This window comes from Dongia rigui (assembly GCF_034044635.1).
Taxonomy (GTDB): domain Bacteria; phylum Pseudomonadota; class Alphaproteobacteria; order Dongiales; family Dongiaceae; genus Dongia; species Dongia rigui.
The window spans coordinates 2,142,273-2,165,392 of the sequence record NZ_JAXCLX010000001.1 but is presented as its reverse complement, the minus strand read 5'-3'; the positions used below and the strand labels follow the sequence as shown (position 1 = coordinate 2,165,392).

The window sequence follows — 23,120 nt, the reverse complement described above, 5'->3', positions numbered from 1 at the left end:
AGCGTACTACAGCGAGAATCTTTCTCCAAGATAAACGCGCCGAACGTCCTCGTCGGAGACGATGTCGGCGGGGCTGCCTTCCCGCAAAACCTCGCCCTCGTGCAGGATATAGGCACGATCGACGATTTCCAGCGTGTCGCGCACGTTGTGATCGGTAATCAGCACGCCGATGCCGCGATCCTTGAGGTGCGAGATGATGTCGCGGATGTCGTTGACGGCGATGGGGTCGATGCCCGCCAGCGGTTCGTCGAGCAGGATATAGCTGGGCCGGGTCGCCAGCGCCCGGGCGATTTCCACGCGGCGGCGTTCCCCGCCGGAAAGCGCCATCGCCGGCACCTTGCGGAGATGCGAGATCGAGAAGTCGGACAGCAGCTGGTCGAGCCGCGCCACGCGCGAGGCCGCTTCGTTGTCGACCACTTCGAGCACGGCCATGATGTTGTCTTCGACCGACATGCCGCGGAAGATCGAGGCTTCCTGCGGCAGGTAGCCGATACCGCCGCGCGCGCGCTCAAACATCGGCTGGTCGGTCACTTCCTGGCCATCGAGGAAGATGGCGCCGGCATCGGCGCGGATAAGGCCCGTGATGATGTAGAAGCAGGTCGTCTTGCCGGCGCCATTGGGCCCAAGGAGCCCGACTGCCTCGCCACGCTGGACGCCCACGGAAACATCGCGCAACACGGGTTTCTTCTTGTAGCGCTTGCCCAGGTGATAGGCGCAGAGGCCCTGGACGACGGTGGGATCGATTGCCGTGCCGTTGACCATGAACGTCGCATGCCCATTGACGGGTGCGGCCGGGGCCGCTTCCACCGCCGGTGTCTCGTCCCGGTCCGTATTTTCCGCGCCGTCGCTCATGGGGTGGCTGTACTCGCGGCATTTTTCTTCGGCTTGATGAAGGTATGGACGCGTTCGCCGCCGCCGAGGATCCGGCTGATCTTGCGCTTGTTGTCGATCTCGGCGCGCTGGCCGCGATATTCGTTCTGTCCGTCGACGATGCGCACGTCGCCCGTCATCAGCGCGATATCGGTATCCGGATTATAGGCGAAATGGTTGGCATAGATGGTCTGGCCGTTGTTGAGGACCTTGACCTTGCCGTCCGCCTCGATCTGGCTGAGCTTGCTTTTGCCCTCGGCATCATTAGCGAAATAGAGCGTCGCCTTGTCGCCGTGGATGCGCGTGTCCTCGCGCACCACCACGGCGTTGCCGATCGCAGTGATGGCGTTGCGCCCGGTCCAGTATTCGATGCGGTCGCGCGCCGTCACCACGTCATTGTCGCTGGTGATCTTGAGATTGCTGCCGGTGAGAAGCAGCAGCTTTTCGGTGGCGTTGTAGTCGCCCTTGTCGCCGTAACCGACGGAACTGCCCGAGGTCACCTTGACGCTGCCCGTGGCGAGGATACGGTCGAACGAGCTGTCATCGCTGCCGGTATAAAAGACCAGCGTGTCGGCGCCGATTGAGGAATTGCCCTGCTTGGCGACCGCGTTGCCGCGGGCAGTATAGGTCTTTTCCTTGCTGCGCCATTCGATGCCCTGGTCGGCCCCGAGTTCGAAGGGCTGGGTGTCGTCGCCAAAATCCATACCCCCACTGGCGCTGACCGGGGCTGCGGCAGATGCGTCCTGGGCGACGTCGGTGGTCGCTTCCTGAGCGGCAACAGAGGTGGCCGCGAGAACCGTCGGCAGCAGCACCGCCGCGCCCAGCAAACGGGCCTTCGCCATCAGCGCCGTCTTCAAGCGCGCATGCGGTGCATCGTTCATGGCGAGCCGCTTCATTCCCCGCTTCCCTTCCCCTTAGGGCTGATCTTCAGATACGAACGGCCCTTGAAGAGCACGGTCGCGCCGTCATCGAGCATTTCGAAACCTTCGGCCGAAAGCTCGCGCGTCTCGTCCTTGCCCGTCACGGGCATGGTGCCGGAGGCCGTGTTGGTGTGCAGATCCATCGCCGCCTGCTCGGTCGAGAAGGTGAGGCCGTTGTCGTGATAGACCGTCACCGCGCCGCTGAGATCGACCTTGTCGAGCTTGCGGTCGTAGACCCCATGCTCGGCCGTGACGGCGATCCATGTCTGCGCCGAGAGTTCGATTTCTGCCTGCGGTTCCTCGAGATCGATGAGGTCCTTGTTGCTCTTGGCTTCGCTGGCGCTGAGCGCCGTCACCGAGAACGGCCGGTCGCTCTTGCTCTTGCCTTCGAAGGCGATGCCGTTGACCTTCATGCCGACATCGAGCTTTGGCATGTCCTCGACCACGGGGATGCTGACCACCGTGTCGCTTTGATGCTTGTAATTGAGGTAGGTCAGCACGCCGATGATGCCGATGGCCACCAGCGGCAGAGCGAATTTCAGCCAGGCAAGGCGACTGCGGCGGCGATTGAAGATGGCGCGCGGGTCGGAGACCGCCGGACCCACCAGGCTCTTGGGCGCCCTCAACTTGTCCATGAAATCGCGCACTGCCATGTCGCTGCCTTATGCCACGCCGGCGCGGAGGCAATCATGCAGCCGGATGATGCCGGCAGGCTTTGCCCCGTCGACGACGAAGAGCGACGTGATCGACTTTTCATTCATGATGCGCACGGCTTCGGCGGCCAGCGCTTGTGCGCTAATGGTCAGCGGCCGCGCCGTCATGACGGCAGCAACCTTCTGCCCCAGGAGATCCGCCCCCATATGCCGGCGCAAATCGCCGTCGGTGATGATGCCGACGAGCGCGCCCGACGCATCCGCCACACCGACGCAGCCGAAGGTCTTGCTGGTCATTTCGATGAGCGCCAGCGACATCGGCGTCGCCTCACCCACCAGCGGCATCTCTGCCTCGGTATGCATGAGATCGACGACACGGAGCAGCTTCTGCCCCAGCTTGCCGCCCGGATGGAAGCGATGGAAATCCTCGGCCGAGAAACCCTTGGCTTCCAAAAGGCCCAAGGCCAGCGCATCGCCCACGGCCAGCATCATCGTGGTGGACGAGGTCGGCGCCAAACCAAGGGCACCCGCCTCGCCGGTCGCGGGCAGGGCCAGCGTCACGTCGGCGGCGTTGCCCAGCGTCGATTGGCGGCGGCTGGTGATGGCGATGAGCGGAATATGCCAGCGGCGCGAATAGGTGATGAGGTCGGCAAGCTCGGCCGTCTCGCCGGAATTGGAGAGCGCCACGACCGCATCGGCCTCGGTCACCATGCCCATGTCGCCATGGCTGGCTTCGGCCGGGTGGACGAATTGCGCCGGCGTGCCGGTCGAGGCCATGGTAGCGGCGATCTTGCGCGCGACATGGCCGGACTTGCCCATGCCGGTGATGATGACCCGGCCGGTCACGGCATGGAGGATATCGAGGGCCTTGGCGACCAGCGCACGCCCCTCGCCGGCCTCGAACGTGGCCAGCAGCTCGGCCAGCGCGTCCCGTTCCTGGCGCAGCACCGTCAGTGCCGCCACCAGGCCATCGCCATGTGGCTTCTGGGGCAGTGTGGCGGGTGTCCGCGTGGGGGCGCTCGCTTGGCTCATTCTGGGCACCGAACCCATTCAAAAATGGTCAGAATCAGGAACTGGGAATGCAAGGAATTTACTGTCGGGTCATCAAACTAGCGCCAAATGTGGGGCGAATCCACCAGGAGCACCAGGACAGCCCTAACTAGAAGGCCCCGGGAATCCTGTCAAGGAAAAGCCCCCAATTGGGACAAGGGGTTAGCGCCGGGAAGGCACCCTTCCAGCGGTCAATGGGCGAAGATGTCCGGGTCTTCGTAGCCGAGAAGGTCGAGCTTGGCGCGGGCGGGGAGGAAATCATAGCACGCGCGGGCAAGCTCGGTCCGCCCCTCGCGCGCCAGGATCTCGTCGAACTTCTCCTTCAGGCGATGGAGATGCAGCACGTCGGAAGCCGCGTATTTCAGCTGCTCGTCATTGAGCTGCGGGGCGCCCCAATCCGAGGATTGCTGCTGCTTGGAGATCTCGACACCGAGCAGTTCCTTGCACAAATCCTTGAGGCCGTGCCGGTCGGTGAAGGTGCGGGTCAGCTTGGCGGCAATCTTGGTGCAATAGACGGGCTGGCAGTTGATGCCGAGGTAATGCCACAGCACGCCGAGATCGAAGCGGGCGAAATGGAAGATCTTCAGCACCGCCGGGTCTTCGAGCAGCGCCTGCAAGCGCGGCGCGCGGTGCGGTCGGTCGGGTCGGCACAGCGGAATCTGGACCAGATGGCAGATGCCGTTGCCCGAGGAGAGTTGGACCAGGCACAGCCGGTCGCGATGGGGATTGAGGCCCATCGTTTCGGTGTCGATCGCGACACTGGCCCCGAAATCGAGGCCTTCGGGCAAATCACCCTGATGCAGATGGAATGTCACATGCGCCTCCCTAAGCCAACCAGCCGTGGCTTCGGCGCCTCCCGCTCAGCGGGGGCCAAGGCTCCGGCAAGGGAGAATGAGCCCCCAACTTGAAGCTGGAGTTTGGTGCCCAGGAGAAGACTCGAACTTCCACGGGTTGCCCCACAGGTACCTGAAACCTGCGCGTCTACCAATTCCGCCACCTGGGCAGGGGGCCGAAAGCCCGCGCATTCTCGTCAGGGGCGACTGAAAGTCAACCCCGATCTGACCCTTTGCGCGGACTTTTTCACAATGGAGTCAAAGGGGCGGACCGAGGCCACCAGACGCCCGATTTCATTGCCAAATTGCCGCGCCGATCCCTATTTTAGGTGATCTCGCCGGCAAATGATCGGCAGTGGCAGTGAGGGTGAGGATCATGGCACGCGGTCTGGTAACCGTTTTCGGCGGCTCGGGCTTCATCGGCCGTTATGTGGTGCAGCGGCTGGCGCGCGCCGGCTGGCAGGTGCGGGTCGCGGTGCGCCGCCCGAACGAAGCCTTGTTCTTGAAGACCAGCGGCGATGTGGGCCAGGTGACGCCGATCGCCGCCAATATCCGCGACGACCGTTCAGTGGCGGCGGCCGTTGCCGGTGCCGATGCCGTCGTCAATCTGGTCGGCATTCTTTATCAATCGGGCAGGCAGAGCTTCGATTCCGTTCAGGCCAAAGGTCCCGCGCGGGTTGCGGCGGCGGCCAAGGCTGCCGGCGCCACGCGCTTCATTCAGATATCGGCGATCGGCGCCGATTCGAAATCGGATGCGCTCTATGCCCGCTCGAAGGCGGCTGGCGAGCAGGCGGTGAATCTGGCCTTCCCCGGCGCCACTATCTTGCGCCCCTCGATCGTGTTCGGTGCCGAGGATGATTTCTTCAACCGCTTTGCGCGCATGGCGATGATGTCGCCGGCCTTGCCGCTGATCGGCGGCGGCCACACCAGGTTCCAGCCGGTCTTCGTCGGCGATGTCGCGACGGCCGTCGAGACGGCGCTGCAGGATGCCGGCACGGCAGGTAAGACCTATGAACTCGCCGGTCCCCGCGTCTATACCTTCCGCGCGTTGATGGAGTTGTTGCTGAAGGAAATCGGCCGCTGCCGCCTGCTGTTGCCGCTGCCCTTTGCACTTGCCTCGCTCAATGCCACGTTCCTGCAATTGCTGCCCATTCCACCGCTCACGGTCGATCAGGTGCGGTTGTTGAAGCGCGACAATGTGGCGACGGCGAACACGCCTGGCCTCCCTGATCTCGGCATCACGCCGACGACGTTGGAATCGGTGCTGCCCAGTTATCTCGATCAGTACCGGCCGCTGGGCTTTTACAACAAGGCTTGATCCACCACCCCCACGCGGAGGTTCAGCATGCGGTTCCTGGTCTTCCAACACATCGCCTGCGAACATCCGGGCATCTTGCGCGATTTCCTCACGGCCGATGGCATCGCCTATGACGCCATCGAGTTGGATGAGGGCGCGCGCATTCCGCCGCTCGACCGCTATGACGCGCTCTGGGTCATGGGTGGGCCGATGGATGTGTGGGAGGAAGAGCAGCATCCCTGGCTGGTCGCCGAGAAGGCCGCCATCCGCGAAGCGGTAGAGGCGCGCAACATGCCGTATCTGGGCCTGTGCCTGGGTCATCAGCTGTTGGGTGCCGCGTTGGGCGGCAGCGTCAGCAAGATGACGGCGCCGGAGGTTGGGATCCTTGATGTCGAACTGACGGCGCAGGGCCGCGCCGATCCGATCTTTGCCGGCATGGCGCCCGTGCAGAAGGCGCTGCAATGGCACGGCGCCGAGGTGCAGGCCTTGCCGCCAGGCGCCGTCGTGCTGGCGTCATCGCCCGTTTGTCCGCACCAGGCGATGCGCATTGGTCGGCACGCCTATGGCCTGCAATATCATGTCGAGCTCACGAGCCGCACGGTACCGGAATGGGGCGATGTCCCGGCCTATGCCTGTTCGCTGGATGCAACGTTGGGCAGCGGCGCCCTGCCACGCCTGCGCGATGAAGCAGCCGGCCTGATGCCGGACTTCAACCGCGCCGCCAGGCAGCTCTATGACAATTGGATGGGGCTGGTTCGCAGCCGCGCCAAGGCTGCGCAATAGAGCGGGCTGCGCAATAGAAATCGGGCGCCGCTGCCGAACCTTGGGGATCCGGCGGCGACACCCGAGGCAGCCGCCCTAGCACAGGGGACGGCCGGCCGGACTCGGCTGCCGGAATCTCTGTCGCCTTACCCCTGCACCCGGTTCAAAAGAATCTATCAGCGAAATTCATCGGCCGCCGGCAAGGCGGCGGTTGGCCTGGCGCAGCAGCAGGGCGGCCAGCAGCGTCGTGGCGACCGGCGCCAGGATGATGCGCGCTTCATGGAGCGGTATCATGATCCACGGCAGCAGCCAGACCAGGATGAGCAGCAAGCGCCGGTACCGATGCGGCAGCGCCAGTACCGCTGGATCGCGCCAGGCCCAGAGCACGACGGGGACCACCAGCACCAAATCGTAATTGTGGATGTAGGGCGTTACCAGCGCGCTGACGATCAGAAGCGACGCCGTCCGCAGCCGCGCGCGTTCCCCGTCATCTGCGATCCTGCCAAGCCTCGCGCTCGTGCGCAGCCACCAGGCGACGAAGACAAGTGCCACCAGCCATTGCACGGTGACCGCCAGGCCGCGCGCCAGACCAAGGAGTTGCAGCGCGCTGGACCAGTTCGGCTGCATGAGCTTGGCGGCCGTCAGGTCGCCGGACAGCATGACCGTCTGCATCGCCGGCATCGTGACATCGAGGAAGCCCTGCCAGGCCGCCAATCCCGGAAAGATGAGACTGATGCCGACCAGCAGCACCGTGCCAAGCATGGCGGCAAGGATGGCGGGCACGCGGCGACGGAGCAGCCATTCGACCGGCAGCAGCAGGCCGAGTTGCGGCTTTACCGTCAGCACCGCTGCGGCAAGGCCCGCTGCGAGCGGGCGTCGCGCCGAGAGGCCCAAGGCCAGCATCAGGCAGCCGCTGGCCAGCGCACCCGTCTGTCCGGCGATGATGTTCATGGCGATGGCGGGGGATGTTAGGAGCAGCAGCAGATCGACGCCGCGAAAGCCCAGCGCCCGGCCGCCGGCCAGCGCAATCAGCCAGGTGAGGAAACACCACAGCGCATAGGCCAGCGCATAAGGCATCGTCCCGAAGACCGCCACCAGCGGCAGAAGATGCGGCGGGTATGACCACATATGCGCGGGGAAGTCGGCGCCAAAAAGATCGCGCAGCAACGCGTTATAGGCATTGAAATCGAACAGCGGCGCGACATCGCCCGCCCAGGCCAGTTTGGCCCCCAGCCAGGTGTTGACGAAATCGAGGCCGATCATGTGGCCGCGAAAATGGAGATCCCCGGTCACCGCCGCATAGGTCCATTGCGCGATCAAGGCAATGACGACGAGGATGTTGGCAAATGCAAGCGGGCCGATTGTGCGTCCGTTATCTTCAACCTCAGATAGCAGGGCGAGGCGCGAATGGGTGTGTGACGGCATGGTCATGAGGCAGATACCGCAGTTTCTTAGGAACAGACGCTCTGCCAGCCGCCGCCATAGATCGCCCACAACAACACGCCACCCAGCGCGATGCGATAGACGACGAAGGGAGCGAAGCTGGCACGACGCAGCCAGTACATCATGAAGGCGATGGCGAGGAAGCCGGTGACGGCAGAGAAGCCCGCCATCATCACGGCCCGCTCCATTTCGGCAAAATTGCCGGAGCGCACCAGTTCGATGCCTTTATAGAGGCCGGCCGCCGCAATGGTCGGGATGGACAGCAGGAAGGAAAACCGCGCCGCTTCCTTGCGCTCGTAACCCAGGATCCTTGCCATGGTCATGGTGATGCCCGAGCGGCTGGTGCCGGGCACGAAGGCGAGGCATTGGAAAAACCCGATCGCCAGGGCCGATCCGGCGGTCATGTGTTCGATGCGGCGCACGGTGAGGCCGACACGGTCGGCGATGTAGAGCAGGATGCCGAACCCGATCAGTGTTGCGGCGATGATGCGATCGTCCCGCAAGGCATCGCCGGCCCATTTATCGAGGGCGAAGCCGATGGCCAGGGCGGGGACGGAGGCGACCAGGAGCAGCCAGACCATGCGGGCGCGGTTGTCGCGCTTGCCACGGGCGAGTTTCGCCAGGCCGCCGGCCATGTTGCCGACATCGCGCCAGAAATAGATCAGCACGGCGACCAGCGTACCGACATGGGCCGCGACATCGAGGGTCAGGCCCTGATCCGGCCAGCAGAACAGCTTCGGCACAAGGATGAGATGGCCGGACGAGGAGATGGGCAGGAATTCCGTGATGCCCTGCACGATGGCGAGGACAAGGATGTCGATGTTCGGCACGCGGCAACCATCCCCTGGCGGCTTCGGCGCGGCCAACCGGCCGCTTTTCTCAGAGTCTCAAGTGAATCAGTGCGTTGGCTTATAGCATGGGGCGGAAAAGCTGCCGATTGGATAATTAGTCACATATCGGACCTATTATCCGGCGCAAACCACCCGACAGGAGTCCTCCGAGGCTATTCTTGACCTCTCGGACGAATTATAAGTCAGCTTACCTGTCTTAACTGGTCAAATCTTCATTGATCTGACAAAAGAGCCTGCTAATGTGTCGGGCCATTCGCCCCGATCCGGGGCCAAATCGGCGAGCCAAAGCAGAGGAAGCCATGGCGGAAAAATTGCTGAAATTCGTGTCCGTCGCCCGCGCCATGCCGGATAAGCGCAAAGCCGACGAGCGCCGCACCGATTTTGCCGAGATCTATGCCGATTTCGCCGCCCGCTTTGCCCAAACCCAGGCCAGCCGCTGCTCGCAATGCGGCGTGCCCTTCTGCCAGGTGCATTGCCCGCTCAACAACAACATCCCGGACTGGCTGAAACTGACCGCCGAGGGGCGCCTGGAGGAGGCCTATGAGATCTCGGCCGCCACCAACACCTTCCCCGAGATCTGCGGCCGCATCTGCCCGCAGGACCGTTTGTGCGAGGGGAACTGCGTCATCGAGCAGTCCGGCCACGGCACGGTCACCATCGGCGCCATCGAAAAGCATGTGACCGACACCGCCTTCGAAATGGGCTGGGTGCAGCCGGTGAAGCCCAGCCACGAACTGGCGCAGAGCGTCGGCATCATCGGCGCCGGTCCCGCAGGCCTTGCCGCCGGCGAGGCTTTGCGCCGCAAGGGCTATCAGGTCACGATCTATGACCGCTATGACCGCGTCGGCGGCCTGCTCATCTACGGCATTCCCAATTTCAAGCTCGACAAGCAGGTGGTGGCGCGGCGCGAAAGGCTGCTGCGCGAAAGCGGCATCAAGTTCGAGCTGGGTGTCGAGATCGGCCGCGACATCAGCCTCGACGATCTGCGCGCCCGGCATGACGCGGTGCTGATCGCAACCGGCGTCTATAAGGCGCGTGATCTTGCTGCCCCCGGTTCCGGGGCGAAGGGCATCGTGCCGGCGTTGCAATACCTGACCGCCGCCAACCGCGACGGCCTCGGCGATCAGGTGGCCGAGATCGCCAGCGGCGAGCTCAATGCCAAGGGCAAGAATGTGGTCGTCATCGGCGGCGGCGATACGGCGATGGATTGCGTGCGCACAGCCATTCGCCAGGGCGCCAAATCGGTGAAGTGCCTTTACCGCCGCGACCGCGCCAACATGCCGGGCTCGCAGCGCGAGGTGCAGAACGCCGAGGAAGAGGGCGTCGAATTCATCTGGCAGTCGGCGCCGGCCGCGTTCCTCGACGACGAGGTCGGCAAGGTGAAGGCGGTGCGTGCCGAGCGCATTCATCTCGGTATGGCCGATGCCACCGGCCGGCAGACACCACGCGTCATCGACGGCTCGGCCTTCGACATGCCGGCCGATCTGGTGGTGAAAGCCTTGGGCTTCGAGCCGGAAGACCTGCCGCAGCGCCTCAAAGCCCCGGCCCTCTCGGTCACCAAGGCCAACACGGTGCGCATCAACTGGCGCAACCTCACCACCACCATCCCCGGCGTGTTCGCTGCCGGCGATATCGTGCGCGGTGCCTCACTGGTGGTCTGGGCGATCCGCGATGGCCGCGACGCCGCCGCCGGGATCGAGGCATATCTGAGGGAAAACGCGCGCAAGGTCGCGGCGGAGTAAGGACGAAAGCCATGTCGCAGGAAATCGAACTCTTCCAGAAGAACGCCGCGCATCTTCACGCCAACGGCATGTATGACCCGGCCGATGAAGGCGATGCCTGCGGCGTCGGCCTCATCGCAGCCCTCGACGGCAAGCCGCGGCGCGAAGTGGTCTTGATGGGTATCGAGGCGCTGAAAGCCGTGTGGCACCGCGGTGCCGTCGATGCCGACGGGAAGACCGGCGACGGTGCCGGCATTCATGTGCAGATCCCGCATGCCTTTTTCGAGGATTTCATCCGCCGCGCTGGGCAGACCTTGCAGCCGGGCAAGTTTGCGGTCGGGCAGATCTTCCTGCCGCGCAACGATCTGGGCAAACAAGAAAGCTGCCGCGTCATCGTCGAGCAGGAAATCCTCAATGCCGGCTACACCATCTATGGCTGGCGCCAGGTGCCAATCGACATCTCGATCATCGGCGAGAAGGCCAATGCGACGCGGCCTGAGATCGAGCAGATCATGATCGCCAATTCGCGCGGCGTATCGGAAGAAGATTTCGAGACCGATCTTTATGTCATTCGCCGCCGCATCGAGCGGGCGGCCGTCGCTTCCCAGGTGCCGGAGCTTTACATCTGCTCCCTCTCCTGCCGCTCGGTCATCTATAAGGGCATGTTCCTCGCCGAACAGTTGACATCGTTCTATCCCGATCTTCTCGACGAGCGCTTCGTCTCGAACTTTGCCATCTATCACCAGCGCTATTCGACCAACACCTTCCCGACCTGGTCGCTTGCCCAGCCCTTCCGCGTCATCGCCCACAATGGCGAGATCAACACGCTGAAAGGCAATGTCAACTGGATGAGCGCCCATGAGACGCGGCTCTATTCCAGCGTCTATGGCGACCGCATGAACGATCTGAAGCCCGTCATCCAGGCGGGCGGATCGGATTCGGCGCAGCTCGACAATGTGTTCGAAATCTTGACCACCCATGAGCGGCCGCTGCCCATGGTGAAAAGCCTGCTCATCCCCGATGTCTGGGACGGGCGCGTGACCATGCCGCAGAACATCAAGGACATGTTCAGCTACTGCAATTCGGTGATGGAGCCCTGGGACGGGCCGGCGGCCATCTGCGGCTTCGCCGGCACCTGGGTCGTGGCTGGCCTCGACCGAAACGGCCTGCGACCCTTGCGCTATGCGATCACCGAGGATGGCATCCTGGTGGCCGGTTCCGAGACCGGCATGGTGCGGCTTGATGAGACGCGCCTCAAGACCAAGGGCCGCCTGGGGCCAGGGCAGATGCTGGCCCTCGATCTTTCGGAAGGTCGTCTCTACGACAACAACTCGATCCTCGACAAACTGGCGGCGACCGCCGATTTCTCGGCCTGGGTCAAGAACATCACCGTCATCGATGACCTCATCAAGAAGACGCGCGGCGAGCCAGCGATCTTCGAGAAGGATTATCTGCGCCGCCGCCAGGTTGCAGCCGGCCTCACCATGGAAGACATGGAAGTCGTGCTGCAGCCGATGGTCGACGAGGCCAAGGAAGCCGTCGTCTCGATGGGCGACGACACGCCCTTGGCCGTCCTTTCCGATCGCTACCGGGGTCTCCATCAGTTCTTCCGCCAGAATTTCAGCCAGGTGACCAACCCGCCGATCGACTCACTTCGCGAGAAGCGGGTGATGAGCCTCAAAACGCGCCTCGGCAATCTTGGCAACGTGCTCGACCAGGACGAAAGCCAGTGCCGCCTGCTGCAGCTGGATTCACCGGTTCTCACCACTGCCGAGTTCCAGGCGATGCGCGCCTATATGGGCGAGAGTGTGGCCGAGATCGACTGCACCTTCGATGTCACCGGCAACGACAATGCGCTGCGGGAAGCGATCCAGCTGGTGCGCCGCCAGGCCGAGGATGCCGTGCGTGGCGGCGCGACGCATCTGATCCTCTCCGACGAGCATGTGAGCGCCACCCGCGCCGCCATTCCGACCATTCTGGCGACGGGTGCGGTGCATGTGCATCTGCTGCGCCAGCAGCTCCGCACCTTCACCAGCCTCAATGTGCGCTCGGGCGAATGCCTCGACGTGCATCATTTCGCGGTCCTCATCGGTGTCGGCGCCACCACGGTCAACGCCTATGTCGCCGAGGCGGCGATCGAGGACCGGCGGCGGCGCGGCCTTTTCGGCGAAATGGCGCTGGAAGATTGCCTCGATAATTACCGCAGCGCCGTCGACCAGGGCCTCTTGAAGGTCATGTCGAAGATGGGCATCTCGGTCATCTCCTCCTATCGCGGCGGCGCCAATTTCGAGGCGCTGGGTCTGTCGCGTACGCTCGTTGCCGAGTATTTCCCGTCGATGCCCAGCCGCATCTCCGGCATCGGCATGACCGGCATCCAGCACCGTGTCGTCGATCTTCATAAGCGCGCCTGGAACGAGAGCGTCGTGGCGTTGCCGGTCGGTGGCTTCTACAAGTTCCGCAAATCCGGCGAGACCCATGCCTGGGCGCCGGAACTCATTCACACGCTGCAATCGGCCGTCGCCACCGAATCCTATCAGGCCTTCAAGCGCTATTCGGAAGCTGTGGCCAAGCTGCCGCCCGTGGCCATCCGCGACCTTCTCGATTTCGTGCCGGGCACGACGCCGATTTCGACCGACGAGGTCGAAAGCATCACCGAAATCCGCAAGCGTTTTGTGACGCCCGGCATGAGCCTGGGTGCGTTGGGGCCGGAAGCCCATGGCACGCTCAACATCGCCATGAACCGCATCGGCGCCAAATCCGATTCCGGCGAGGGCGGCGAAGATCCCTTGCGCTTCCGCCCGCAGGCCAATGGCGACAACGCCAATTCGGCGATCAAGCAGATCGCGTCGGGCCGCTTCGGCGTGACGGCGGAATATCTGGTCAATTGCCGCGAGATCGAGATCAAGGTGGCGCAGGGCGCCAAGCCCGGCGAAGGCGGCCAGCTGCCGGCCTTCAAGGTGACGATCGAGATCGCGAAGCTGCGCCATGCAACACCCGGCGTCTCGCTGATCTCGCCGCCGCCGCACCATGACATCTATTCGATCGAGGATCTGGCGCAGCTCATTTATGATCTGAAGCAGATCAACCCCGCAGCCAAGGTCTGCGTGAAACTGGTGGCGCGTTCCGGCATCGGCACGATTGCGGCCGGTGTCGCCAAGGCCAAGGCCGACGTCATCCTGGTTTCCGGCCATGTCGGCGGCACCGGCGCCTCGCCCCATACCAGCATCAAATATGCCGGCATCCCGTGGGAGATGGGTTTGGCGGAAGTGCACCAGGTGCTGACGCTCAACCGTCTACGGCACCGCGTGAAGCTCAGAACCGATGGCGGCATCAAGACCGGCCGCGACGTCGTCATCGCCGCGATCCTGGGTGCCGAGGAATTCGGCATCGGCACCGCCTCGCTCGTCGCCATGGGCTGCATCATGGTGCGGCAATGCCATTCCAATACCTGCCCCGTGGGTGTCTGCACGCAGGACCATGCGCTGCGCGAGAAATTCACCGGCACGCCGGAGAAGGTCGTCAACCTCTTCAGCTTCATCGCCGAGGAAGTGCGCGAGGTTCTGGCGCAGCTCGGCGTCAAGACATTGAATGAGGTGATCGGCCGGACGGAACTGATCGAACAGGTGAGCCGCGGCGCTGCCGATCTCGACGACCTCGATCTCAATCCCATCCTCAGCCAGGCCGACCCCGGAAACGAGGCGCGCTATTGCACGCTGGAAGGCCGCAACGAGGTGCCGGATACGCTCGACGCCCGCATGGTGACGGATGCGGCGGCCTTGTTCCAGGCCGGCGAGAAGATGCAGCTCCAGTACAATATCCGCAACACGTACCGCGCCATCGGCACGCGTCTCTCATCGCATATCACCAAGCGTTTCGGCATGGCGGGGTTGAAGCCCAACCATCTGACCGTGCGCCTGCGTGGGTCAGCCGGCCAATCGCTGGGCGCCTTCGCGGTGCAGGGACTGAAGCTCGAGGTCTTTGGCGATGCCAATGATTATGTCGGCAAGGGCCTCTCCGGCGGCACCATCGTGGTGCGCACCCTGCCCTCCTCGCCGCTCGAGAGCAACCGCAACACCATCATCGGCAACACGGTTCTTTATGGTGCTACGGCCGGCAAGCTCTTTGCCGCTGGTCAAGCAGGCGAGCGTTTCGCCGTCCGGAATTCCGGCGCCGATGTCGTCATCGAGGGCTGCGGCTCCAATGGCTGCGAATACATGACAGGTGGTACAGCGGTGATCCTCGGCCCCGTCGGCGACAATTTTGCCGCCGGCATGTCCGGCGGCATGGCCTTCGTCTATGATGAGGATGGCCGTTTCCCCCTTCGCATCAATGGCGACAGTGTGGTGAGCCAGCGCCTGGAAAGTGCCTATTGGGAGAGCCGCCTGAAGTCGCTTATCGAAGAGCATGCGACCGAGACCCAGTCGAAATGGGCCGGCAGCATCCTCAACGACTGGGCAGAGGAGAAGAAGAAGTTCTGGCAGATTGCCCCCAAAGAGATGCTGGACAAGCTGGAACATCCGCTGACCGATCAGCCGGCCAAGCCCACGGCCAAGAAGGCGAAGTAAGCCGCATGGGTAATCGCTATGGCGACGTGCCCTTGCGCTGCCGGGCGGTGGCGGCAGCGATCATCGCCGGCACCGGCACCAGCGCCAGGGTGCTGGCCCTGCGCCGTGCCGGTGACGTTGCCGGCGGCGCCTGGGGTTTGGTGACCGGCAGCATCGAGCCGGGCGAGACGGCAACCGAGGCGATCATTCGCGAGATCGCCGAAGAGACCGGCATCCAGGTCACGGATCTGTTCACCTGCGGCTTGACCGAGACCTTCTATTTCGCGCCAGACAACGTCATGGAGCTGATGCCGATCTTCGTCGCCTTCGTGCCGCAGGAGGTGCCGGTGGTGCTCGATCACGGCAGTGACGCCTTTGAATGGTGCTCGCGCGACCGGGCGTCGGCCCTGTTCAGCTTTGCCGGGCAGCGCCGTGCCATAGGCGATATCTGGCACGATTTCGTCGACTGCACGCCCGCCGATTTCCGGAAAGTGATGTGATGCGGCCGATCGTCATCGTCCCGGGCCTTGGCAATTCGGGCCCGCAGCATTGGCAGCGCCTGTGGCAAGCGGAGATGCCCGACCGGATCGTCGCCGTCGAGCAGGCTGATTGGGACCAGCCGGACTTTGCCGATTGGCTGCTGCGTCTCGATGCCGTCATCGCCGCCTGTGCAAAGGCACCGGTCATCGTCGCGCATAGCCTTTCTTGCGCGCTGGTCGCGCATTGGGCGGCTCAGCATGAGCGGCCGGTCGCCAGCGCGCTGCTGGTGGCGCCAGCCGATGTCGATTCGGATACCCACACGCCGCCGGAGACACGCGACTTTCGCCCAATGCCAATGCAGACCCTGCCCTTCCCCAGTGTCGTGGTGGCGAGCAGCGACGATCCCTATGTCACTAGGGACCGTGCCGAAGCCTTTGCCGTCGCCTGGGGCAGTCGCTTCGTCGACATCGGCGCCGCCGGGCATATCAACAGCGCGGCCGGCTTCGGTCACTGGCCGCTTGGGCGCCTGCTGCTCGACGATCTCAGCCGCTAGCGCTGGGCCAGCGACAGCAACCGGCGCTTGGCGGGCCTGAGATTTTCCGCCTCATCAAGCGCCAGGGCGTGCACAACGCGCCAGCGTGCGCCTGCCGGCCATGTCGTTCGCCGCAAGGTGTAGGCGCTGGCGAGGCTGGCTGCATCCGCACCCCGCGCATTGCTGAACGACCACACGGCCTCCGCCCGCGCGAAGTCACCAGACAGCGCGTTGATGGTAAGCGAGGCCAGGCTGGCGCTCATCAGACCCTGCTGGCGATAGGCCGCAAAGACCTTGGCGAAATGCGCCCGCAGTTCGCCGCGCGCGGAAAAGCTGCCATGACCATGCATGCCGGAAACGAGGCAAGGGAGATCATAGAGAGCCACAACGGCATCGGCATCGAAGTCGAGGCAGGCGGAATCATAGGCCTTGAAAAACAGCTGCAACTCGGCGCGGAGATCGGCCGGGTTCTTTCGTTCCGGGGTGGTCGAGAGGGATGCGCGCGGGCTGGCGCGCAAGGTGGTTTCGGTAAACATCGATCATGACCTTTCGGCGCGGCACGACGGCTCATGATTGCCATCCCCGCGCCCGTCGGCGAATGCCGACATGCGTCGGCGGGAATGGCACGTTCGGAAACTCATGTCCGCTCAATGCAGCACGGCAAAGAAATTGTGCGGTGAACGCGCCAGCAGCGAAGGATCGATCAGGATCTGGAAAAGATCGGAACGAGACTTCTCGGGCGCAGCAACAGGCCCGGCCTGAACGGATCAGGCCGGGGTGGTAATTCGCGCGATATATGCGCTATTTTGGCGCCAGGTCATGAAGCAAATTTAGCGAAGCGCGGTGATTGGTCAAGTCGGCATATCTGGCGAGTCGTTACGCGCCAGGCAAAAGGCTTGTCACGCCGCCGCAGGGAGTCGTTTTACACTTGATCTGCCTCATTGTTGAAGCTCAATTCGATACCAATCCGGAGAGAAGTCAAAATCTAGCATCTTTCGACATACCTCCCGAAAAATCACAATCGCCGCTTGGACTACTATCTGTGCTGAAATTGCGCCTTGGGTTCTAGTCTTCACGCTTTGCGGCAATTCGCCGCCATGAACGACCTTGTTCCGCAATTTGTATAAGGCTTCGATTATATCCCGAACGCGGAGTCGTTGCTTAGCGGTTCCGCCCATCAATCCAGCGCACCTCAGAGAAACAGGGCCTGATTTAGGTCCAGTTTCGGTCCCCATTAGTTGTTCAAAAGCTATACAAAGATCGACAGCTTGATCCCCAATATTTCGCCTAGAAACGCTAACCTCAAAGCGCTCCATAGATTTTAGCAGCTTGTTCTGCCATTGGTCCTTTTTGATAAGCAAAGAAGCCATGGCCGTAGAAAAGTGATTTTCACTGATCTCAAGTATACTAACTTTGGACGGCACAATTTCTGGCATTCGCCATGCTCGCTTGATGTCGTACATGAACGACTCAAGATTTAAGCTCTCATACTCTGCCCACGAGATATCGACAATTGGGCCGCCGGTACCAAACACTACGATCCCTTTACACACTATGTCGTTGCGCCTCACGACATCATAGAAAGCAAGCTCCTGATCTATCCGATCCTTTGTTAGAAAGGGAAATGTGAGCGCTTTCTGAGCAATGACTAGCGCTGGCTGTTCAGAGACATTCGATGTGTAAGCACCGAGCACCGGCTGTAAATTTGGTAACCGCCATCGCTCTGAATCATTTGGCGATGCGAACTTAGTCTCTTCGAAAGGAAAGAGGGCGATGCCTTCAGCTACTTGAATTTCTTTTCTAACTGACGCACCCCAAACAAGCGTCCAAAATATTAACGGAGCGGTTCTTGTACCTAGCATCTCTCGCACGCTTAGAACGCGACGCAGGATTTCTTCGTCTCCGTCAAAATATCCAAATCCGAATAGATACTTCGTGAGCCAGTCAGATTGTACTTGGCGCGTAATTCCACGCGCCCAGATCCAGCAGCCCTGAGCTTCGTCGAACAATTTCAAGCTCCTTAGTTGCTGATCGATGGGCGCCAGTTCGTCTGACTTTGGATCAGGCATTCCCAGCAATGAGGGCCGTATGCCCTCTCTATCAAGCCGCGCCTGAAATAGCGCGTGTGATTGCTTTGTAGCTGTCACCAAATCGTCGGACGTCACCGGAGCACTCCTTCGAGGTCTGGTTCGAAAGTGCGAATTCATCCAAGCTTTGGCATCCCGTACAATAAAGCAATGATTAATTGCAAAGGTGACGCCGGCCCCAATAACATCCTGCTTGTGACCTACGGGGCTGGGCGGCACCATAGGGGCCCCCGAGTCGCGAGGTTGGTGCGGAATGGACCCGCAGGCGCCCAAGGTTCTCAAAAAACTGACGCTCAATGCCGGGGCGCTGCGACGGCTGGCCGATGTGCATCGCAACTGGCGGCTGGGTCGCGTCAACGGCCAGCGCATGATGCTGAGCGAATGCAATCTCTCCCAGCTCGACCTCAGCCATATGGATTTCACCGACGCCTATATGGTGCGGTGCAATTTGGAACGCTCGGTCCTGCGCGGCACCTCCTTTCGCGGCGCCATCCTGACTGGTTCGGTCTTCGACGAAGCCGACATGACCGGCGCCAATTTCGAACGCGCGGATATGCGCGGCGCGGTGTTCCATGGCAGCGACATGACGCGCACAGCCTTGGCGGCCGCAGACTTGCGCCAGGATTTCAGCCAGCGTACCGGCAAGGATGCCAATTGGGACGAGGCACCGGCCTGCCGCTTCCGTGGTGCCAAGCTCGCCCAGACCGTCTTCAAGGACGCCAAGCTGGTCAGCGTTGATTTTTCCGGTGCCTATTTGCTGGAGACGGATTTTTCCGGTGCCGATCTCAGGCGTTCCATTTTCGCCGCTGCCGAGCTGCAGGCCATTCGCCTTAACCAGGCGGAATTGGAGAATGCCGATTTCAGCCACGCCTCGGTCGACCAGTCGACCCGCGACCAGGTGCGAGCGGCGCAGTTGCCCGTGGGTTCCGCCCCGCGCCTGTCGCAGGATGAGGTCAGCGAGCGCTTGGGCCAGCATGCGCGCTGGGTCAACTCGCTGGGGCAGGCGGGACAGCGGCTGGAACTGGAGGGCTTCGACCTTTCCGGCCTCGACCTCAGCCGCACCAATCTCGCGGCGGCGCGGCTGGTCGGCTGCCGTCTCACCCGCGCCAATCTGAAGCGCGCCTGGCTGCTGGCCACCGACCTCAAAGGCGCCAATTTGACGGAAGCGGATGTAAGTGGCGCCGATCTGCGCGGCGCGGATCTCAGCGACGCACATCAGCGCGGGCTGGAAACCAGCGAGGCCAAGGTCGGCGCCATTCCGGGCCTGCCGATCTCCACCAAGGGTCTCAGGAGCTGAAATTGGATCCCGCAGCATCCGGCCTCTTCGCCTGGCTTGCCGAGGCGAGCCTTCGCGGCATGCCGCTCAAAGACTTGGTCGACGGCTTCTGCACCGAGATCAACGCGAGGGGCTGCAAGATCGATCGCGTGGTGATTGCGACGGCGGCACTCGATCCCTCGATCCGCGCGCAATCGCTGACCTGGGAGCGAGAGCAAGGTGGCCAGCTCGCCACCTTTCCTCATGGTGAATCGAATCTGGCCTGGCGGCAAGGGCCGCTCGCCATGATGATCCGCACGCATCTGGGCGTCATGCGCCGCCGCCTTGCCGAGCCGCTGGCCGAGGATGACTACGCCTTGTTTGCCGAATTGAAGGCGCAGGGCTTCGCCGATTGGGTGGCCTATGCCCATCTGTTCCATTGGGACGCCGAGCATGTCGAAGGCGGCGGCATGGGCATGGTCTCTGCCTGGTCGACCAGGGACCCGGCGGGTTTCAGCGAAGCCCAATTGGCGTTTCTGGGGCCCCATGTGCAGGCATTGGCGGCGGCGGTCAAATCATTGGTGATTGTCGACAGCGCCTGCAGCATCCTGTCCGCCTATGTCGGCGAGGATGCCGGGCAGCGGGTCTTACGCGGCGCCGTCACGCGCGGCAGTGTCACCGAGACCCGCGCCGTGCTGATGTTCGCTGACCTCACCGGCTTCACACGCTACAGCGCGGAGCAGCCGATCGACGCGACGCTCGACACGCTCAACCGTTCCTTCGACTGCGTCGGTGCCGCCATCGAGGGCCATGGCGGCGAGATCCTCAAATTCATCGGCGATGGTGTGCTGGCCGTCTTCCTGCTGGATCAAGGGCGGGACGACGGTGACGTGGCAATGGGTGCGGTCGGCGCGGCCGAGGAGGCGCAGCGCCTGCTGGCCCAAGCGCAGCTGCCGCTGAAGCTCGACATCGCGCTCCATGTCGGGCGCGTGTCCTACGGCAATATCGGCACGGCGCGGCGCCTCGACTTCACCGTCATCGGTCGCGCCGTCAATGAGGTGGCGCGCCTGGAACCGCTCTGCGGCCAGCTGGGCGAGCCGATCCTCATTTCAGCCGACCTGGCACGCTTGCTGCCGCCAAACGCGAAACGCCTGCGACCCTTGGGGCCGCAGGCGTTGCGAGGTTTGGCTGAGATGGATGTGTTCGGGCTTTAGCGCCGCTCGACCATCAGCTTCTTGATCTCACCGATCGCCTTGGCAGGATTGAGGCCCTTCGGGCAGGTCTTGGTGCAGTTCATGATGGTGTGGCAGCGATAGAGGCGGAACGGATCTTCGAGCTGGTCGAGACGCTCACCCGTGGCTTCATCGCGCGTGTCGGCGATCCAGCGATAGGCCTGCAGCAGGATGGCTGGACCCAGATAGCGATCGCCGTTCCACCAATAGCTGGGGCAGGAGGTGGAGCAGGAGAAACAGAGGATGCATTCCCACAACCCGTCGAGCTTGGCGCGCTCCTCCGGCGATTGCAGGCGCTCGCGCGTCTGCGGCGGTGTGTCGGACTTCAGCCACGGCTCGATCGTTTCGTACTGCGCGAAGATGTGGGTGAGGTCGGGCACAAGATCCTTCACCACCGGCATGTGCGGCAGCGGATAGATCTTCACATCGCCCTTCACCTCGGCCGTGAATTTCGTGCAGGCGAGCGTATTGGTGCCGTCGATGTTCATGGCGCAGGAGCCGCAGACACCTTCGCGGCAGGAGCGGCGGAAGGTCAGCGTCGAATCGATCTCGTTCTTGATCTTGATGATCGCGTCCAAAATCATCGGGCCGCAGGTGTCCATGTCGACTTCGTAGGAGTCGATGCGGGGATTGGCGCCGGTATCGGGGTCCCAGCGATAGATCTTGAAGACCTTGATGTTCTTGGCCCCCGCCGGCGCCTTCCAGGTTTTGCCGGTGGTGGGTTTCGAATTCGCTGGCAGTGTCAGTTCGGCCATGATGGCGGTCCTTAGTACACGCGGGCTTTGGGCGGGAAGACCTGAACGTCATTGCTCAAGGTCGTCATGTGGACGGGGCGGTAATCGAGCGTCACCTTGCCGGCTTCGTCGATCCACGAAATCGTGTGCTTCATCCACTTTTCATCGTCGCGGTTCGGGAAATCCTCGCGCGCCTGGGCGCCGCGGCTTTCCTCGCGGTTGAGGGCCGATTCGATCGACACCACCGCCTGATACATCAGATTGTCGAGTTCCAGTGTTTCAACAAGATCGCTGTTCCAGATCAGCGAGCGGTCATCGACCTTCACCCGGTGGCGCTGGCCATAGACGTCGCGGATCTTGTCGACGCCCTCTTTGAGGGTCTTGCCCGTGCGGTAGACCGCGCAATCATTCTGCATGATCTTCTGCATGTCGAGGCGCAGTTTCGCCGTCGGGATGTCACCCTTGGCATGGCGCAGGCGGTCGAGACGCTCGATCGCCTTGTCGCCGGCATCCTTCGGCAGGTTGCGATGCTTCTCACCCTTGCCGATGATTTCGGTGGCGCGAATGGCGGCCGAGCGGCCGAAGACGACGAGGTCGAGCAGCGAATTGGAACCCAGGCGATTGGCGCCGTGCACGGAGACGCAGGCCGCCTCGCCGATCGCCATCAGGCCGGGAACAACTGCGTCCGGGTTGCCATCCTTCTTGGTGACGACTTCGGTGCGATAATTGGTGGGGACACCGCCCATGTTGTAATGGCAGGTCGGCAGCACCGGGATCGGTTCACGCGTCACGTCGACGCCGGCGAAGATGCGCGCCGTTTCGGCGATGCCGGGCAGGCGTTCGTGGATGATCTTCGGATCGAGATGCTCGATGTGGAGATGGATGTGGTCCTTATGGGCGCCCACACCGCGGCCTTCGCGGATTTCCATCGTCATGGCGCGGGAGACAACGTCGCGGGACGCCAGATCCTTGGCCGACGGTGCATAGCGTTCCATGAAACGCTCGCCCGCCGAATTGGTGAGATAGCCGCCTTCGCCGCGGACACCTTCTGTGATGAGGCAGCCGGCGCCGTAAATGCCGGTCGGGTGGAACTGGATGAATTCCATGTCCTGGAGCGGCAGGCCGGCGCGGAGCGCCATGGCATTGCCGTCGCCGGTGCAGGTATGGGCCGAGGTCGCCGAGAAGAAGACGCGGCCATAGCCGCCGGTCGCCAACACGACGATCTTGGCATGGAAGCGGTGAATGGTGCCGTCATCGAGGTTCCAGGCGACGACACCAACACAGGCGCCTTCCTCATCCATGATGAGGTCGAGGGCGAAATATTCGACGAAGAATTCGGCGCGGTGTTTGAGTGCCTGCTGGTAGAGCGTGTGCAGGATGGCGTGGCCGGTGCGGTCGGCGGCGGCGCAGGTGCGCTGCGCGATGCCCTTGCCATATTCGGTGGTCATGCCGCCGAAGGGGCGCTGATAGATCTTGCCGGCCTCGGTGCGGCTGAAGGGCACGCCGTAATGCTCGAGCTCGATGATCGCCGGCACCGCTTCGCGGCACATATATTCGATGGCGTCCTGGTCGCCGAGCCAATCGGAACCCTTGACCGTGTCGTACATGTGCCAGCGCCAATCGTCCGGACCCATATTGCCGAGCGAGGCGGAGATGCCGCCCTGCGCCGCCACGGTATGGGAACGCGTCGGATAGACTTTCGAGATACAGGCCGTTTTCAGGCCTTTTTCGGCCATGCCGAAGGTCGCACGAAGGCCGGCACCGCCGGCGCCAACGACCACCACGTCATAGACATGATCGACGAATGGATAGGCGGTTCCGTTGATCTTGGGCGCGCCGCTTACTGTTTCAGCCAT

At 62.9% G+C, this 23,120-nt stretch carries 19 protein-coding genes and 1 tRNA gene; 8 read left to right on the top strand and 12 right to left on the bottom strand.

Features of this window, described 5'->3' with window-relative positions; genetic code table 11:
- Positions 1–6 precede the first annotated feature (6 nt).
- From lptB to SMD31_RS10090, 6 genes are all read right to left on the bottom strand, one after another.
- Positions 7–762 (bottom strand): LPS export ABC transporter ATP-binding protein, encoded by a 756-nt coding sequence (gene lptB / locus SMD31_RS10115; RefSeq protein ID WP_320501024.1) that lies wholly within the window; start codon positions 760–762, stop codon positions 7–9.
- An 86-nt stretch (positions 763–848) separates the two neighbouring features.
- Positions 849–1,766, bottom strand: coding sequence for an LptA/OstA family protein (locus SMD31_RS10110; RefSeq protein WP_320500701.1), 918 nt, complete (start codon positions 1,764–1,766; stop codon positions 849–851).
- The gene (lptC, locus tag SMD31_RS10105) at positions 1,763–2,443 is read right to left on the bottom strand and encodes an LPS export ABC transporter periplasmic protein LptC (RefSeq protein ID WP_320500700.1); all 681 of its coding nucleotides are present in this window, start codon (positions 2,441–2,443) and stop codon (positions 1,763–1,765) included. Before lptC ends, SMD31_RS10110 begins: the two co-directional genes overlap by 4 nt.
- 9 nt (positions 2,444–2,452) lie before the next feature.
- A complete protein-coding gene (locus tag SMD31_RS10100; RefSeq protein WP_320500699.1) occupies positions 2,453–3,475 on the bottom strand; it encodes a KpsF/GutQ family sugar-phosphate isomerase in 1,023 nt (340 codons plus the stop codon).
- A gap of 209 nt (positions 3,476–3,684) precedes the next feature.
- Entirely contained in the window at positions 3,685–4,308 is a 624-nt protein-coding gene (locus SMD31_RS10095; protein ID WP_320500698.1) for a ribonuclease D, read from the bottom strand.
- A 103-nt stretch (positions 4,309–4,411) separates the two neighbouring features.
- A tRNA-Leu gene (locus SMD31_RS10090) sits at positions 4,412–4,496 on the bottom strand.
- 206 nt (positions 4,497–4,702) lie between these two features.
- Between SMD31_RS10090 and SMD31_RS10085 the strand changes: the two genes are divergently transcribed.
- A complete protein-coding gene (locus SMD31_RS10085; protein WP_320500697.1) occupies positions 4,703–5,644 on the top strand; it encodes a complex I NDUFA9 subunit family protein in 942 nt (313 codons plus the stop codon).
- A gap of 27 nt (positions 5,645–5,671) precedes the next feature.
- Positions 5,672–6,406, top strand: a complete 735-nt coding sequence (locus tag SMD31_RS10080; protein ID WP_320500696.1) for a type 1 glutamine amidotransferase — start codon at positions 5,672–5,674, stop codon at positions 6,404–6,406.
- Positions 6,407–6,571: 165 nt separating this feature from the next.
- Here SMD31_RS10080 and SMD31_RS10075 read toward each other — a convergent pair whose 3' ends face one another.
- Both SMD31_RS10075 and SMD31_RS10070 read right to left on the bottom strand, forming a co-directional pair.
- Positions 6,572–7,816, bottom strand: coding sequence for a glycosyltransferase family 87 protein (locus SMD31_RS10075; RefSeq protein ID WP_320500695.1), 1,245 nt, complete (start codon positions 7,814–7,816; stop codon positions 6,572–6,574).
- A gap of 20 nt (positions 7,817–7,836) precedes the next feature.
- A complete protein-coding gene (locus tag SMD31_RS10070) occupies positions 7,837–8,658 on the bottom strand; it encodes an undecaprenyl-diphosphate phosphatase (protein ID WP_320500694.1) in 822 nt (273 codons plus the stop codon).
- Between the two features lie 320 nt (positions 8,659–8,978).
- On the opposite strand from SMD31_RS10070, the gene SMD31_RS10065 reads away from it, so the two are divergent.
- From SMD31_RS10065 to SMD31_RS10050, 4 genes are read left to right on the top strand one after another with little or no spacing between them, the layout of a single operon-like run.
- The gene (locus SMD31_RS10065) at positions 8,979–10,421 is read left to right on the top strand and encodes an NAD(P)-dependent oxidoreductase (RefSeq protein WP_320500693.1); all 1,443 of its coding nucleotides are present in this window, start codon (positions 8,979–8,981) and stop codon (positions 10,419–10,421) included.
- An 11-nt stretch (positions 10,422–10,432) separates the two neighbouring features.
- A complete protein-coding gene (gltB, locus tag SMD31_RS10060; RefSeq protein ID WP_320500692.1) occupies positions 10,433–14,965 on the top strand; it encodes a glutamate synthase large subunit in 4,533 nt (1,510 codons plus the stop codon).
- A 5-nt stretch (positions 14,966–14,970) separates the two neighbouring features.
- Complete coding sequence (locus SMD31_RS10055) at positions 14,971–15,444, top strand: NUDIX hydrolase (protein ID WP_320500690.1); 474 nt, start codon at positions 14,971–14,973, stop codon at positions 15,442–15,444.
- The gene (locus SMD31_RS10050; RefSeq protein ID WP_320500689.1) at positions 15,444–15,977 is read left to right on the top strand and encodes an RBBP9/YdeN family alpha/beta hydrolase; all 534 of its coding nucleotides are present in this window, start codon (positions 15,444–15,446) and stop codon (positions 15,975–15,977) included. Before SMD31_RS10055 ends, SMD31_RS10050 begins: the two co-directional genes overlap by 1 nt.
- Here SMD31_RS10050 and SMD31_RS10045 read toward each other — a convergent pair.
- Positions 15,974–16,492 (bottom strand): hypothetical protein, encoded by a 519-nt coding sequence (locus SMD31_RS10045; RefSeq protein ID WP_320500688.1) that lies wholly within the window; start codon positions 16,490–16,492, stop codon positions 15,974–15,976. The genes SMD31_RS10050 and SMD31_RS10045 overlap by 4 nt on opposite strands.
- A 402-nt stretch (positions 16,493–16,894) precedes the next feature.
- Positions 16,895–17,965, bottom strand: coding sequence for a HEPN domain-containing protein (locus tag SMD31_RS10040; protein ID WP_320500687.1), 1,071 nt, complete (start codon positions 17,963–17,965; stop codon positions 16,895–16,897).
- A gap of 331 nt (positions 17,966–18,296) precedes the next feature.
- Between SMD31_RS10040 and SMD31_RS10035 the strand changes: the two genes are divergently transcribed.
- Entirely contained in the window at positions 18,297–19,340 is a 1,044-nt protein-coding gene (locus SMD31_RS10035) for a pentapeptide repeat-containing protein (protein WP_320500686.1), read from the top strand.
- A gap of 2 nt (positions 19,341–19,342) precedes the next feature.
- Positions 19,343–20,512 carry an adenylate/guanylate cyclase domain-containing protein gene (locus tag SMD31_RS10030; RefSeq protein WP_320500685.1) on the top strand — a complete coding sequence of 390 codons (1,170 nt, stop codon included), beginning with the start codon at positions 19,343–19,345 and terminating at the stop codon, positions 20,510–20,512.
- Here the strand turns inward: SMD31_RS10030 and SMD31_RS10025 are convergent.
- Positions 20,509–21,285 (bottom strand): succinate dehydrogenase iron-sulfur subunit, encoded by a 777-nt coding sequence (locus SMD31_RS10025; RefSeq protein ID WP_320500684.1) that lies wholly within the window; start codon positions 21,283–21,285, stop codon positions 20,509–20,511. The genes SMD31_RS10030 and SMD31_RS10025 overlap by 4 nt on opposite strands.
- An 11-nt stretch (positions 21,286–21,296) precedes the next feature.
- On the bottom strand, positions 21,297–23,120 hold the full coding sequence (sdhA, locus tag SMD31_RS10020) for a succinate dehydrogenase flavoprotein subunit (RefSeq protein ID WP_320500683.1): 1,824 nt from the start codon (positions 23,118–23,120) through the stop codon (positions 21,297–21,299).

Excerpts from the sequence above, each read along its gene's own strand:
- SMD31_RS10080 (WP_320500696.1), top strand. The coding sequence starts at position 5,672 with ATGCGGTTCCTGGTCTTCCAACACATCGCCTGCGAACATCCGGGCATC.
- SMD31_RS10110 (WP_320500701.1), bottom strand. The coding sequence starts at position 1,766 with ATGAAGCGGCTCGCCATGAACGATGCACCGCATGCGCGCTTGAAGACG.
- SMD31_RS10045 (WP_320500688.1), bottom strand. The coding sequence starts at position 16,492 with ATGTTTACCGAAACCACCTTGCGCGCCAGCCCGCGCGCATCCCTCTCG.
- gltB (WP_320500692.1), top strand. The coding sequence starts at position 10,433 with ATGTCGCAGGAAATCGAACTCTTCCAGAAGAACGCCGCGCATCTTCAC.
- SMD31_RS10035 (WP_320500686.1), top strand. The coding sequence starts at position 18,297 with ATGGACCCGCAGGCGCCCAAGGTTCTCAAAAAACTGACGCTCAATGCC.
- SMD31_RS10075 (WP_320500695.1), bottom strand. The coding sequence starts at position 7,816 with ATGACCATGCCGTCACACACCCATTCGCGCCTCGCCCTGCTATCTGAG.
- SMD31_RS10025 (WP_320500684.1), bottom strand. The coding sequence starts at position 21,285 with ATGGCCGAACTGACACTGCCAGCGAATTCGAAACCCACCACCGGCAAA.
- lptC (WP_320500700.1), bottom strand. The coding sequence starts at position 2,443 with ATGGCAGTGCGCGATTTCATGGACAAGTTGAGGGCGCCCAAGAGCCTG.
- SMD31_RS10085 (WP_320500697.1), top strand. The coding sequence starts at position 4,703 with ATGGCACGCGGTCTGGTAACCGTTTTCGGCGGCTCGGGCTTCATCGGC.
- SMD31_RS10100 (WP_320500699.1), bottom strand. The coding sequence starts at position 3,475 with ATGAGCCAAGCGAGCGCCCCCACGCGGACACCCGCCACACTGCCCCAG.
- SMD31_RS10050 (WP_320500689.1), top strand. The coding sequence starts at position 15,444 with ATGCGGCCGATCGTCATCGTCCCGGGCCTTGGCAATTCGGGCCCGCAG.
- sdhA (WP_320500683.1), bottom strand. The coding sequence starts at position 23,120 with ATGGCTGAAACAGTAAGCGGCGCGCCCAAGATCAACGGAACCGCCTAT.
- SMD31_RS10055 (WP_320500690.1), top strand. The coding sequence starts at position 14,971 with ATGGGTAATCGCTATGGCGACGTGCCCTTGCGCTGCCGGGCGGTGGCG.
- lptB (WP_320501024.1), bottom strand. The coding sequence starts at position 762 with ATGGTCAACGGCACGGCAATCGATCCCACCGTCGTCCAGGGCCTCTGC.
- SMD31_RS10065 (WP_320500693.1), top strand. The coding sequence starts at position 8,979 with ATGGCGGAAAAATTGCTGAAATTCGTGTCCGTCGCCCGCGCCATGCCG.